The organism is Enterobacter cloacae complex sp. SHL009 (assembly GCF_049237205.1).
GTDB lineage: Bacteria > Pseudomonadota > Gammaproteobacteria > Enterobacterales > Enterobacteriaceae > Enterobacter > Enterobacter cloacae_M.
Map to the genome: position 1 here is coordinate 1,211,223 of NZ_JBMKIW010000001.1, position 13,780 is coordinate 1,225,002.

13 protein-coding genes and 1 other annotated feature are annotated in these 13,780 nt (G+C 55.3%); of the genes, 6 read left to right on the forward strand and 7 right to left on the reverse strand.

The features are described from left to right. Positions 1-268 precede the first annotated feature (268 nt). The 3 genes from ACOTZC_RS05935 to topA form a co-directional block, all read right to left on the reverse strand. Positions 269-409 carry a YmiA family putative membrane protein gene (locus tag ACOTZC_RS05935; protein ID WP_213327741.1) on the reverse strand — a complete coding sequence of 47 codons (141 nt, stop codon included), beginning with the start codon at positions 407-409 and terminating at the stop codon, positions 269-271. A 338-nt stretch (positions 410-747) separates the two neighbouring features. Then, the gene (gene cysB, locus ACOTZC_RS05940; RefSeq protein ID WP_008502814.1) at positions 748-1,722 is read right to left on the reverse strand and encodes an HTH-type transcriptional regulator CysB; all 975 of its coding nucleotides are present in this window, start codon (positions 1,720-1,722) and stop codon (positions 748-750) included. A gap of 187 nt (positions 1,723-1,909) precedes the next feature. After that, positions 1,910-4,507 carry a type I DNA topoisomerase gene (gene topA / locus ACOTZC_RS05945; RefSeq protein WP_045620487.1) on the reverse strand — a complete coding sequence of 866 codons (2,598 nt, stop codon included), beginning with the start codon at positions 4,505-4,507 and terminating at the stop codon, positions 1,910-1,912. Between the two features lie 399 nt (positions 4,508-4,906). On the opposite strand from topA, the gene ACOTZC_RS05950 reads away from it, so the two are divergent. Continuing rightward, positions 4,907-5,158: a YciN family protein gene (locus ACOTZC_RS05950; protein WP_023312072.1), complete on the forward strand. Its 252-nt coding sequence runs from the start codon at positions 4,907-4,909 to the stop codon at positions 5,156-5,158. A gap of 34 nt (positions 5,159-5,192) precedes the next feature. On the opposite strand, the gene sohB is transcribed toward ACOTZC_RS05950, so the two are convergent. Beyond that, complete coding sequence (gene sohB, locus ACOTZC_RS05955; RefSeq protein ID WP_032647576.1) at positions 5,193-6,239, reverse strand: protease SohB; 1,047 nt, start codon at positions 6,237-6,239, stop codon at positions 5,193-5,195. Positions 6,240-6,490: 251 nt separating this feature from the next. Here sohB and ACOTZC_RS05960 point away from each other — a divergent pair, with 251 nt between their 5' ends. After that, a complete protein-coding gene (locus ACOTZC_RS05960; protein ID WP_047174184.1) occupies positions 6,491-7,252 on the forward strand; it encodes a YciK family oxidoreductase in 762 nt (253 codons plus the stop codon). Beyond that, positions 7,249-7,839, forward strand: a complete 591-nt coding sequence (gene cobO / locus ACOTZC_RS05965; RefSeq protein WP_045400186.1) for a cob(I)yrinic acid a,c-diamide adenosyltransferase — start codon at positions 7,249-7,251, stop codon at positions 7,837-7,839. Before ACOTZC_RS05960 ends, cobO begins: the two co-directional genes overlap by 4 nt. A gap of 35 nt (positions 7,840-7,874) precedes the next feature. Here the strand turns inward: cobO and rluB are convergent, their stop codons facing one another. The 3 genes from rluB to rnm all read right to left on the reverse strand — a co-directional run bounded on the left by rluB (position 7,875) and on the right by rnm (position 10,345). Then, positions 7,875-8,750, reverse strand: a complete 876-nt coding sequence (rluB, locus tag ACOTZC_RS05970) for a 23S rRNA pseudouridine(2605) synthase RluB (protein ID WP_421635661.1) — start codon at positions 8,748-8,750, stop codon at positions 7,875-7,877. 96 nt (positions 8,751-8,846) lie between these two features. Then, positions 8,847-9,467: an L-threonylcarbamoyladenylate synthase gene (locus ACOTZC_RS05975; RefSeq protein WP_003856793.1), complete on the reverse strand. Its 621-nt coding sequence runs from the start codon at positions 9,465-9,467 to the stop codon at positions 8,847-8,849. Next, positions 9,464-10,345 (reverse strand): RNase RNM, encoded by an 882-nt coding sequence (rnm, locus tag ACOTZC_RS05980; RefSeq protein ID WP_134866108.1) that lies wholly within the window; start codon positions 10,343-10,345, stop codon positions 9,464-9,466. Before rnm ends, ACOTZC_RS05975 begins: the two co-directional genes overlap by 4 nt. 139 nt (positions 10,346-10,484) lie before the next feature. On the opposite strand from rnm, the gene trpL reads away from it, so the two are divergent. From trpL to trpD, 3 genes are all read left to right on the forward strand, one after another. Further along, positions 10,485-10,529, forward strand: coding sequence for a trp operon leader peptide (gene trpL, locus ACOTZC_RS05985; protein WP_071524153.1), 45 nt, complete (start codon positions 10,485-10,487; stop codon positions 10,527-10,529). Further along, positions 10,506-10,599: a sequence feature (Trp leader region), on the forward strand. (Overlaps the previous gene by 24 nt.) 23 nt (positions 10,600-10,622) lie before the next feature. Then, positions 10,623-12,185, forward strand: a complete 1,563-nt coding sequence (locus ACOTZC_RS05990) for an anthranilate synthase component 1 (protein WP_023312078.1) — start codon at positions 10,623-10,625, stop codon at positions 12,183-12,185. Beyond that, positions 12,185-13,780, forward strand: a complete 1,596-nt coding sequence (gene trpD / locus ACOTZC_RS05995; RefSeq protein ID WP_421635662.1) for a bifunctional anthranilate synthase glutamate amidotransferase component TrpG/anthranilate phosphoribosyltransferase TrpD — start codon at positions 12,185-12,187, stop codon at positions 13,778-13,780. The genes ACOTZC_RS05990 and trpD overlap by 1 nt, the downstream gene beginning before the upstream one ends.

Genomic DNA, 13,780 nt, shown 5'->3' on the forward strand with positions numbered 1-13,780 from the left:
TCCTCAGTGCTATATTGCTGATGTGTATTTATTAAAGAGTACGAAAGTGCAGAGTCGATATTCAGACTATTTGCATCATTACGCAATTAACTAAATTATTGTTTTTTGGGTTCGTCTTCTGCGAACACATCAATAAACGCTTGCTGCTGCGGCGTTAGTTTCCAGGACGCGGGTACAACAGTCGCAGGTGCTTTACGCCCTCTGTGGCCGTTGTCACGATGCTGACACATCTGTTTTACCGTTTCTGTACGTACCGTCACTGCCATATTTAACCCCAATATTTCCAGGCCAGGAGAGCAACCACCACCCAAAACAGGGTAGAGACGAGAAAGACCGCCAGCCAGGCTTTACGCTTGAGCGCAGGATCCCTTTGCGGTTCTTCACTTCCTGAAGGCATTGCTAACCTCATACAATCGACATCGCTTATCATTTAGGACCAAACAATTGGTACAATTAATCATCTGTTGAGATAAATCCTAAAGAAACTTTAGCCGAAAAGCCAGTGAATTTACGCACCGGAAGGTATGAAATATTCAATCTTTTGACCAGAAATAAATAATTGAAAAGAAAAATTTGCGAAGGCGTAAATTAGTTTCTACTTTTGTCGCCAATTCACGACATTATAACCTTACAGATTAAATGGATAATGACATTATATGACAGGGGATGCGTAGATGATGATAATTCTAATTTAGCTTTGAGGCGTTATTTCGGTATCTTTCCCTAAGGGAAAGATACCGGGTGTGATTATTTTTCGGGGAGTTTGATGTCTTTAAACATCTCTTCAATATCTTCATTTGAGCGTAATGCAACGGCGGTATCAACCACGTCACGCGTTAAATGAGGGGCAAAGCGCTGAATAAAATCATACATATAGCTGCGGAGGAAGGTGCTACGACGGAAGCCAATCTTTGTAGTGCTATGACTGAAAACATCATGCGCATCAAGACGCACCAGGTCAGGGTCTGACACCGGATCCACCGCCATGCTGGCAATAACGCCCACCCCCAGACCAAGCCGCACATAGGTTTTAATCACGTCGGCATCCGTCGCGGTAAAGACAATGCGCGGCGTTAACCCTGCCCGGTTAAAGGCCGTATCAAGCTCGGACCGTCCGGTAAAGCCAAACGTATACGTCACCAACGGATATTGAGCCAGCTCTTCGATAGTGACCGACCCTTTACCCGCCAGGGGGTGATCGGGGGTCACCACGATAGAACGGTTCCAGTGATAGCATGGAAGCATCACCAGATCGTCATACAGATGAAGCGCTTCGGTGGCGATGGCAAAGTCTGCATTCCCCTTGGATACGGCTTCAGCAATTTGCGTTGGCGAGCCCTGGTGCATATGCAAAGAGACGCGAGGATAACGCTCGATAAAGCCTTTGATCACACCGGGTAGCGCATAGCGCGCCTGGGTGTGCGTCGTGGCAATATACAGCGAACCTTTATCCGGCCAGGTGTGTTCACCCGCCACAGACTTAATTGCATCGACTTTAGAGAGGACTTCCCGCGCAATGCGGATGATTTCCTGCCCCGCAGGCGTCACCTGGGTGAGATGCTTACCGCTGCGGGCAAATATCTGGATACCTAACTCGTCCTCCAGCATACGAACTTGTTTGCTGATGCCCGGTTGCGAGGTATACAACCCCTCGGCGGTAGAAGAGACGTTAAGGTTATGATTCACCACCTCAACGATATAACGAAGCTGCTGTAATTTCATGCCAGACCATCCGATTTAGCGCATGCGGTCAATCGCTTAAGACGATTTAATAATAAGAAACAGGTTAACTATAACCACTATATCATTTATAGCCTGACTGTATAGTACGGAACAAAAAATAATAACAAGGTAATAAAAAAGGGCCGGAAATCCGGCCCTTTTACAGGTAAGTTACGGTAAGGGAAGATTATTTCTTGCCTTCAACCCATTTGCCATCGACAAAGAAGGCTGACCATCCGGTCGCTTTACCCTCTTTCTCTGCCGCAACATACTGCTGCTTAGTTTTACGGCTAAACCGTACCACGGTTTTGTTGCCTTCCGGATCCTGCTGTGGCGCATCGGCCAGATAACGCAGTTTCTCAGGCAGACGATCGCGGAAGCGATGCAGCTCTTCCACCAGCGGCGCGCGCGTTTCACGCGATTTCGGGAAGGTGTTGGCGGCCAGGAAGACACCTGCAGCACCATCACGCAGCACGAAGTACGCGTCTGATTTCTCGCACGGCAGTTCTGGCAGCGGAACCGGATCTTCCTTAGGAGGAGCCACTTCGCCGTTACGCAGAATTTTGCGCGTGTTTTTACACTCGTCGTTGGTACAGGCCATGTACTTACCGAAACGCCCCATTTTCAGGTGCATTTCAGAACCACACTTCTCGCATTCCACAATCGGGCCGTCATAGCCTTTAATGCGGAACTCGCCCTCTTCGATCTCATACCCGTCACACGTTGGGTTATTACCGCAAACGTGCAGCTTACGTTTTGGATCGATCAGGTAGCTGTCCATTGCCGTGCCGCATTTCTTGCAGCGGCGTTTGGCACGCAGAGCGTTAGTTTCCGCATCGTCACCCTCCAGCACGTTGAGAACTTCGTTCTCAGGCACCAGGTTGATGGTGGTTTTGCAGCGCTCTTTTGGTGAAAGCGCATAGCCGGAGCACCCAAGGAACACGCCTGTGGTTGCGGTGCGGATCCCCATCTTGCGGCCGCAGGTTGGACAGTCGATGCTGGTCAGAACCATCTGGTTAGGCAGCATGCCGCCCTCTTCAGGGTCTTTCTCCGCTTTTTCAAGCTGGTCGGTAAAGTCGCTGAAGAAGCTGTCGAGTACCTTTTTCCATTCCGCCTGATGGCTGGCAACCTGGTCGAGGCTGTCTTCCATTTGCGCGGTGAAATCGTAGTTCATCAACTCGCGGAAGTTTGCTTCCAGACGGTCAGTGACGATCTCACCCATTTTTTCCGCATAGAAACGGCGGTTTTCAACGCGCACGTAGCCGCGGTCCTGAATGGTCGAGATGATGGACGCGTAGGTCGATGGACGACCAATACCGCGTTTTTCCAGCTCTTTCACCAGGGACGCTTCACTGAAGCGCGCAGGTGGCTTAGTGAAGTGCTGTGCCGGAACCAGATCGACAAGCGACAACTCGTCACCTTTATTAACCGCAGGCAGCGTTCTGTCTTCATCGCCTTTACGCAGCGCAGGCATCACCTTCGTCCAGCCGTCGAAGCGCAGAATACGACCGCGCGCCTTCAGGCGGAAATCACCCGCGCCGACGGTCAGCGTGGTGGAGTCGTACTGCGCCGGGGTCATCTGGCACGCCACGAACTGGCGCCAGATCAGCTGATACAGCTTCTGCGCGTCAGCTTCCATGTCTTTCAGCGATTCCGCTAACACCGAGACGTCAGAAGGACGAATCGCTTCGTGAGCTTCCTGAGAGTTCTCTTTGCTGGCGAACTGGTTAGCGCTTTCCGGCAGGTATTTCTTACCGAAATTGTCGCTGATGTAGCCGCGGACCATGTTGACCGCATCCTGGCTCAGGTTGGTTGAATCGGTACGCATGTAGGTGATGTAGCCCGCTTCATACAGGCGCTGCGCCATCATCATGGTCTTCTTCACGCCATAACCCAGACGCGTGCTTGCAGCCTGCTGCAGCGTAGAGGTAATAAACGGCGCACCCGGCTTGCTGCTGGTCGGTTTGTCTTCACGTTCCAGCACCTGATAGCGTGCTTTTTCCAACAGCGCTACGGCGGCCATGGTCTGGTCGCGGTTTTCCGGACGGAAAGGCTTGTCGTTGTGATGGCTCACCTGCAGCGGCAGAGCGTCACCGCCCGGCGTGGTCACATTGGCATCGACTTCCCAGAACTCTTCCGGCACGAAGGCTTTAATTTCGCGCTCACGCTCAACGACCAGACGCACGGCGACGGACTGCACACGCCCTGCGGACAGGCCACGGGCAATCTTCTTCCACAGCAGTGGAGAGACCATGTAACCCACAACGCGGTCCATAAAGCGACGTGCCTGCTGTGCGTTTACGCGGTCAATATTCAGCTCGCCCGGCTTCTCAAACGCCTGACGAATCGCATTCTTCGTAATTTCGTTAAACACTACACGGCTGTAGCGTTTGTCATCACCACCGATCACTTCCCGCAGGTGCCACGCAATGGCTTCCCCTTCGCGGTCAAGGTCGGTTGCGAGATAGATGTGGTCTGCTTTTTCAGCAAGCTGCTTCAGTTCGTTAACGACTTTTTCTTTACCGGGCAGCACTTCATATTGTGCATCCCAGTTATGCCATGGGTTAACACCCATGCGGTTGACAAGCGCGCTACGTTCATCCTTTTTAGGCTTTTTAGCCCCTTTGGTGGAGGTAGAGTCTGCGCTCTTTTTGCTGGCTGAGCCACTGGTCGGCAAATCGCGGATATGACCCACGCTGGACTTAACCACGTAGTCATTACCCAGATACTTATTGATCGTTTTGGCTTTTGCCGGGGACTCAACGATGACGAGAGCTTTACCCATATTCACCTTTACCTAATTTAATTCTTCCAGGAATACGCCGCACGTTGATTTCCCTTCCGCTGACGACGAGCCAATGATATTGCGACTGCGTCAGGAGATATCAACCCCTTTGTCTTACCGGACGTTAATGAGAAGACGCCCAGGTGATTGAGTTTTCGGGTATTTTTCTCACATCTCGTGTAATTCGTGACGAATTCCCGGTTGAATGTCAAGCAATTCTGTTGCCAGAATGACGAAAGCGCACACTCTACCTGATAAAATTCGTTACGCAACTTTATTAGCATGCAAAAGCAGATCCCGCCAGCCAGGACCCTGCACCTTATCCCCTCACATTACAGGGAAAATTTGCCCCCAAAGCGCCCTCGGCGTAGACTATTGTCACTGTTTAAGGAGTGGATTATGCAGAATACGACCCAACCTATTGACCGAGCCTCTCTGCTTATCGAAGCAAACAAGCTTATCCGTGACCATGAAGATACGCTGGCGGGCATTGAAGCCACCGGCGTAGAGCAGCGTAATGGCGTGCTGATTTTCAGCGGCGAATACTTCCTTGACGAACAGGGTTTACCGACCCCGAAAAGCACCGCCGTGTTTAACATGTTCAAATACCTGGCGCATACGCTTTCAGAGAAATATCACCTGGTCGATTAACGCAAAGCGCGAGGCATATGCCTCGCGTTTTTGTTTACAGCAGCGGTTTTTGTCCGCGCTGTAGCCAGCGCAGCAGCAGACGATCCGCGCTTTCCGCGGCACTGTTGGTAAAGCGGTCAAGGAGTCGCTTACGCTGGGTAAAGCGCACGCCCACCAGTTCCCGACCTTCCATCAGATTGAGCAGCAGATCGTCGCTGGTTCCAACTTCATCCACCAGCCCTTTCTCCTGCGCCTGGACGCCGTACCAGTGCTCGCCCGTCGCGACCTGTTCAATGTCCAGCGTTGGGCGCATACGGTGTACAAAATCTTTAAAGAGATGATGCGTTTCGTTGAGATCTTCGCGGAATTTTTGACGCCCTTCTTCCGTGTTTTCCCCCAGCAGCGTCAGGGTACGTTTGTACTGACCCGCCGTGTGAAGTTCGATATCAATCTCTTTATTTTTCAGGAAGCGGTTAAAGTTCGGAATTTGCGCGACCACGCCGATCGAGCCAATAATGGAGAACGGCGCGGCAACAATTTTGTCCGCCACGCAGGCCATCATGTAGCCACCGCTCGCTGCAACTTTATCCACGGCCACGGTCAGCGGGATCTGTTTTTCACGCAGGCGCTGCAGCTGTGAGGCGGCCAGTCCGTAACCGTGAACCACCCCGCCCGGGCTTTCAAGACGCACGACAACCTGATCCTGCGGTGTCGCCACGGCCAGAACGGCAGTCACTTCTTCCCGCAGAGAAGACACTTCATGCGCATCCATACTGCCTTTAAAATCGAGCACATAGACGCGCGGCGTGGCCTTATCCTGCGGCGCATTGAGCTTTGCTTTTGCCTTTGCCGCTTTGGCTTCCTGTTTATGCTTTTTCTTCTGCGCTTTCAGCCAGAGTTTCTGTTGATGACTATCAAGCAGCGCCAGAGACATCTCTTCCTGCATCTCTTTATACTGCTCGCTCAGGCGGGTTATGCGTAACTCCCCACGCTGACGCTTGCGCTGCGTCAGGTTGACAATCAGAACGGCTACCACCGCAATGGCAATTACCACCGTCGCGATTTTGGCCAAAAACAACCCATATTGAGAAAGTAATTCCACGCGTTCCACCTTGATTTAACCACGAATCTTTCACGGCAGTGTACAACAGCCCTGCCCATGCGTCTCGCTCGCGACATTACCTCTGCGAGGCGCCTTCAGGAATCCCCGGACCGGAGATTAAATATTTGCAAAATATTAATTTTACAGTAATGCGTCCTGTAGACTGATTGAATTATCAGGCGAATTCGGGCATAAAGCCGAAAAGTCATTATAAAGGCGCCATTGCGTCACCGGTCGCCTGAGGAGTCACCGTGCATTATCAACCGCAAAAAAATCTGCTGCACAACCGGATTATTCTTGTCACCGGTGCCAGCGACGGGATTGGCCGCGAGGCGGCCCTGACATACGCCGAATATGGCGCGAACGTCATTCTGATCGGCCGCAGCGAAGAAAAACTGCAAAACGTCGCTCAGGAGGTTGAGGCTAAATACGGCACGCCTGCCCCGTGGTATACACTCGATTTACTGACCTGCACGCCCGCGGTGTGCCAGGAATTAGCCCAGCGCATCAGCGCTCACTATCCGAGACTCGACGGCGTGCTGCATAACGCCGGTTTGTTAGGCGAGGTTCGTCCGATGGATGAACAGGATCCTGATATCTGGCAGCAGGTGATGCAGGTCAACGTCAACGGCACGTTTTTCCTGACACAGGCATTGCTTCCTTTATTACTCAAATCCGAGTCCGGGTCCCTGGTCTTTACCTCGTCCAGCGTTGGCCGTGAAGGACGCGCAAACTGGGGAGCCTATGCCGTATCAAAATTCGCGACCGAAGGCATGATGCAGGTGCTGGCGGAGGAGTATCAGAGCCGCCATCTGCGCGTAAACTGCATTAACCCGGGCGGTACGCGCACCAAAATGCGCGCCAGCGCGTTCCCGAGCGAAGATCCGCAGAAGCTGAAAACCCCGGCAGACATTATGCCGCTCTATCTCTGGCTGATGGGCGACGACAGCCGCCGCAAAACCGGGATGACCTTTGACGCCCAGCCGGGACGTAAACCAGGAATTTCGCAATGAGTGAAGAACGTCATCAGCAGCGCCAGCAGCGTCTGAAAGAACAGGTCGATGCACGCGTTGCCGCAGCCCAGGACGAACGTGGGATCGTCATCGTTTTTACCGGCAACGGAAAAGGGAAAACCACCGCCGCATTCGGCACGGCGACGCGCGCCGTCGGACACGGGCAAAAAGTGGGCGTGATCCAGTTTATCAAAGGCGAATGGCCCAACGGTGAGCGGAATTTGCTTGAGCCTCACGGCGTTGAGTTTCAGGTGATGGCGACCGGTTTTACGTGGGATACTCAGAATCGGGAAACGGACACCGCAGCCTGTCTCGCCGTCTGGGAGCATGCAAAGAGAATGCTGGCCGATCCCTCGCTGAATATGGTTCTGCTGGATGAGATCACCTATATGGTCGCCTACGACTACCTGCCGCTGGAAGCCGTTCTGGATGCTCTGAAGAACCGTCCTGTACACCAGACGGTTATCGTCACGGGGCGCGGGTGTCATCGGGATATTCTGGAGATGGCCGATACCGTCAGCGAACTGCGTCCGGTCAAACACGCGTTTGATGCAGGCGTCAAAGCGCAAATTGGAATTGATTACTAAAGAAAAAAGCCCGGTGCGTTCACCGGGCTTTAATATTAACCGTTGTTGTTACGGCTGCCGGAGCGGCGACTGCTGCTCACCTGGCTGTGGCGCTTCACCGCGCGACGGATCTGATTCGCCTTCATGCGACGACGATCTTTTTCCACCGCCACTTTTGAGGTGGTTTCCGGCGTCAGGCCAACCAGCTCGCGCAGGTAGTTGGTTTTGGTCAGATCCAGTTCGGTATAACCCCCGCGCGGCAGACCTTTCGGCAGCAGAATGTCGCCGTAACGGACGCGGATCAGACGGCTCACCTGGACGCCTACCGCTTCCCAGAGACGACGCACCTCGCGGTTACGGCCTTCGGTCAGGGTCACGTTGTACCACTGGTTAATGCCTTCCCCACCGGTAAATTTGATGGTTTTGAACGCCGCAGGACCGTCTTCAAGCTGAACGCCACGCGACAGATCGCGCAGTTTATTTTCGTCAACCTGGCCAAATACGCGCACCGCGTATTCACGTTCCACTTCACGGCTTGGGTGCATCAGACGGTTTGCCAGTTCACCATCGGTGGTGAACAGCAGCAGACCGCAGGTGTTCACGTCCAGACGACCGACGGCAATCCAGCGAGCGCCACGCAGTTTAGGCAGACGGTCAAACACCGTCGGACGACCTTCCGGGTCGTTGCGGGTGCACAGCTCGCCTTCCGGCTTGTAGTAAGCCAGCACGCGGCAGATCTGTTCAGCGGACTCTTTCACGGAGATGAGGTGGCCGTCGATGCGGATCTTCAGCCCCGGTACGATTTCAACGCGGTCACCCAGCGTGGCGATTTTACCGTCCACACTCACGCGACCCGCTTCAATAATGGCTTCGATTTCACGGCGTGAGCCGTGGCCGGCGCGCGCCAGCACTTTCTGTAACTTCTCGCTCATTGAGCTTCCTCAGGTGTCGCCTTCACAGGCGTCGAATCAGGTCAAAAGAGGGCTGAGCCCTGCTTTGATGGCCGCGTAGTATATCTGCTTATACCTTTACAAGAAAGGCTTTACGTCACCCACGCCTTCACGAATCACTTCCGGTGCATCTTCGGTTAAGTCGACCACGGTGGTCGGCTGCTGGCCGAGATAGCCGCCGTGAATAATCAGCTCGACCACCTTCTCCAGACGATCTTTGATCTCTTCCGGATCGGACTCGGTAAACTCACTTCCGGGCAGCATCAGCGAGGTAGAAAGCATCGGTTCGCCGAGGGTTTCCAGCAGCGCCTGCGCAATCGGGTTCGACGGCACGCGCATACCGATGGTTTTGCGTTTCTCCTGCAGCAGACGACGCGGTACTTCCTTCGTGCCCTTCAGGATGAAGGTGTAGTTGCCCGGCGTGTTGTTCTTAATCAGGCGAAACGCCACGTTATCAACATACGCATAGGTCGACAGCTCAGAGAGATCGCGGCACATCAGAGTAAAGTTATGGCCGTCCGGCAGCTGGCGAATACGGCAAATGCGCTCCATTGCCCCTTTATCTTCAATTTTACAGCCCAGCGCATAGCCTGAATCGGTCGGGTAGACAATCACGCCACCTTTGCGGACGATCTCTACGGCCTGGTTGATCAGACGTGGCTGCGGGTTATCCGGATGGATATAGAAAAACTGACTCATACTTCCCTCTCTTCAATTTGCTGCGGCTGTTCCCAGAGCTGCCAGACCGGCTCAACGCCAGCGGGCAACCAGAGCTTGCGCCCCAGTTCGATCCACGCGCAGGGCTGATGGAAATCAGAGCCCTGTGACCCAAGCAGGCCGAACTGGCGGGCATAGGTCGCGAGCTGCGCGCGCTCGTTGGGCGCCTGCTGACACTGGGCGACTTCCATCGCCTCGCCACCGCATTCGGCAAAGTGTGCCAGCAGCCTTTTCAGCCATTTAGCAGAAAGATTATACCGCCCAGGATGGGCCAGCACGGCCTTACCGCCAGAATGATGAATCACATCAATAGCTTGTTTTATTGTACACCACTGTGGCGGAACGTATCCGGTTTTACCGCGTGCCAGATACTTTTTAAAGACGTCCGCCATGTTCGTCGCTTTGCCCGCCTCGACCAGAAAACGGGCGAAATGACCGCGGGTGACCGCCCCGCCGTTCGCCATCTTTTGCGCGCCTTCCAGCGCGCCCGGAATATGCGCCTTTTCCAGACGCTCGCCGATCATCTCTGCGCGCTGATTGCGGCGCGTTTTTTGTTCTTGCAAAAATGCCGTAAGTGCCGGATGGTCTATATCGATGTTCAGGCCAACAATATGAATCTCATGGTTTTCCCAGACGGTCGAGATCTCGACGCCGGACACCAGATTCAGCGCCAGCCCGCTGCGGGCAATCTCTGCGCGCGCCGCCGGAATGGCATCAGTGGTATCGTGATCGGTTATCGCCAGCGTGCCGACGCGCATTTCAACGGCGCGATGAACCAGGGCTTCGGGTGTCAGTAGGCCGTCAGAGGCCTGAGTATGGCTGTGTAAATCATAAATAATGGCGTAGGTGGTATCGCTCAAAGCACTTCCCATAACAGGTTGGAGACATCCGAAAACACCATGATACCGACTTAACGCGAAATTCTGAAATCAAGGGTTGACAACTTGCCATCGAACCAGTTAACTAGTACGCAAGTTCACACGAGAAAGGTATCTGAAAATGACAGCACATTTCGCTCTTCACGGCTGGTGGCGCACTTCCTGATCTTCGGGCAGTGTCACGCGTCTGCGAAATGCAAACAGATACCCGCCCGCTACCCAGCGGGCTTTTTTTTGAACAAAATATGAGAACAACAACATGCAAACAGCCAAACCTCATCTCGAACTGCTGACCTGCGAGGCGGCCTATCGCCACAACCCGACCGCGCTGTTTCATCAGGTGTGCGGGGCTCGTCCGGCAACGCTGCTGCTGGAATCGGCGGATATCGACAGCAAGGACGATCTCAAGAGCCTGCTGCTGGTCGACAGCGCGCTGCGCATTACCGCTTTAGGTGACACTGTCACCATCAAGGCATTATCAGACAATGGCGCATCGCTGCTGCCGCTGCTGGATGCCGCCCTGCCATCGGGCATTGAAAATGAACGTCATCCAGAAATGCGCATTCTGCATTTCCCGCCGGTGAGCCAGCTGCTGGACGAAGACGCGCGCCTCTGCTCCCTGTCCGTTTTCGATGCCTTCCGCCTGCTGCAGAATCTGGTCACCGTGCCGGAAGACGAGCGTGAGGCGATGTTCTTCGGCGGGCTGTTTGCTTACGACCTGGTTGCCGGTTTTGAAGATTTGCCGGAAACCGAGCAGGGCAATCGCTGCCCGGATTATTGCTTCTATCTGGCTGAAACGCTGCTGGTGATCGACCACCAGAAGCAATACACCCGCATCCAGGCAAGCCTGTTCACGCCGTCTGCCGCTGAGAAAAACCGTCTTGAGTACCGCATCGCTCAACTGCAGCAGCAGATGACGGAAGCACCACCCGCGCTGCCGGTGCAGCGCGTGGAGAAAATGACCTGCGACGTTAACCAGACTGACGATCAGTACGGCGCCGTGGTTCGCCAGATGCAAAAAGCGATTCGCGCCGGGGAAATTTTCCAGGTCGTGCCGTCCCGTCGCTTCTCGCTGCCCTGCCCGTCGCCGCTCGCAGCCTACGACGTGCTGAAAAAGAGTAACCCAAGCCCGTACATGTTCTTCATGCAGGACAACGAATTCACGCTGTTCGGCGCCTCGCCGGAAAGCTCGCTGAAATACGACGCCACCAGCCGTCAGATTGAGATCTACCCGATTGCCGGTACCCGTCCGCGCGGACGCCGCGCCGATGGCTCGCTGGACCGCGATCTGGACAGCCGCATCGAGCTGGAGATGCGCACCGACCATAAAGAACTCTCCGAGCACCTGATGCTGGTTGACCTGGCGCGTAACGATCTGGCACGCATTTGTACTCCCGGCAGCCGCTACGTGGCGGACCTGACCAAAGTCGACCGCTATTCGTTCGTGATGCACCTGGTCTCCCGCGTGGTCGGCGAGCTGCGCCACGATCTCGACGTGCTGCACGCCTACCGCGCCTGCATGAACATGGGCACCCTCAGCGGCGCGCCGAAAGTACGCGCCATGCAGCTGATTGCCGCCGCCGAAGGACGCCGTCGCGGCAGCTACGGCGGCGCGGTGGGCTACTTCACCGCCCACGGTGACCTCGATACCTGCATCGTAATCCGCTCCGCCTACGTTGAAGACGGTATCGCCACCGTTCAGGCGGGTGCCGGGATTGTTCTTGATTCTGTTCCGCAGTCTGAAGCTGACGAAACGCGCAGTAAAGCCCGTGCGGTCCTACGAGCCATTGCTACCGCACACCATGCACAGGAGATTTTCTGATGGCTGACATTCTGCTGCTCGATAATATCGACTCCTTTACCTATAACCTGGCAGATCAGCTGCGTGCGAATGGCCACAACGTCGTTATCTACCGCAACCACGTTCCGGCGCAGACCCTGATTGACCGTCTGGCCACCATGCAAAACCCGGTGCTGATGCTCTCCCCGGGGCCAGGCGCGCCGAGCGAAGCGGGCTGTATGCCGGAGCTGCTGACCCGCATGCGCGGCAAACTGCCGATCGTCGGCATCTGCCTCGGCCATCAGGCGATTGTTGAAGCCTACGGCGGCTACGTTGGCCAGGCGGGTGAGATCCTGCACGGTAAAGCGTCCAGCATTGAACATGACGGCCAGGCGATGTTTGCCGGGCTGCCGAACCCGCTCCCGGTCGCGCGCTATCATTCGCTGGTTGGCAGCAATATTCCCGCCGGGCTGACTATCAACGCCTCGTTTGAAGGTATGGTGATGGCGGTGCGCCACGATGCGGACCGCGTCTGCGGCCTGCAGTTCCACCCGGAATCAATCCTGACCTCCCATGGCGCCCGCCTGCTGGAGCAGACGCTCGACTGGGCGTTACAGAAGCTGGAGCAGACCAACACCCTGCAGCCGATTCTGGAAAAACTGTACCAGGCGCAGACCCTGAGCCAGCAGGAGAGCCATCAGCTCTTCTCCGCCGTGGTTCGCGGTGAGCTGAAGCCTGAGCAGCTTGCAGCCGCGCTGGTGAGCATGAAGGTGCGCGGCGAAAGCCCGCAGGAGATCGCCGGTGCCGCCACGGCACTGCTGGAAAATGCCGCCCCGTTCCCTCGCCCGGACTATCAGTTTGCGGATATTGTCGGTACCGGCGGTGACGGCAGTAACAGCATCAATATCTCCACCGCCAGCGCCTTCGTGGCGGCGGCGTGTGGTTTGAAGGTCGCGAAGCACGGCAACCGCAGCGTGTCCAGCCGGTCAGGTTCTTCCGATCTGCTCGCCGCATTCGGTATTAACCTCGATATGAACGCCGAGCGTTCCCGTGAAGCGCTGGATGACCTGGGCGTCTGCTTCCTGTTTGCGCCGAAGTATCACACCGGTTTCCGCCACGCGATGCCGGTTCGTCAGCAGCTTAAAACCCGCACGCTGTTTAACGTGCTCGGCCCGCTGATCAACCCGGCCCACCCGCCGCTGGCGCTGATTGGCGTTTACAGCCCGGAACTGGTTCTGCCGATTGCCGAGACGCTGCGCGTGCTGGGTTATCAGCGTGCCGCCGTGGTGCACAGCGGCGGTATGGATGAGGTTTCTCTTCATGCGCCAACGCTGGTGGCCGAACTGCGCGACGGTGAAATCCTGAGCTATCAGCTGGAGGCTGCCGACTTCGGCCTTGCGCCATACCATCAGGAAGCGCTGGCTGGCGGTACGCCGGAAGAAAACCGTGACATTCTCACGCGCTTATTACAAGGTAAAGGAGAGATCGCCCATGAGGCCGCCGTTGCTGCCAACGTCGCCATGCTGATGCGTTTGCACGGTGAGGAAGACCTGAAGGCCAACGTTCAAAAAGTTCTGGATGTACTGCGCTCCGGTGCAGCTTACGATCGCGTTACCGCACTTGCGGCAAGAGGGTAA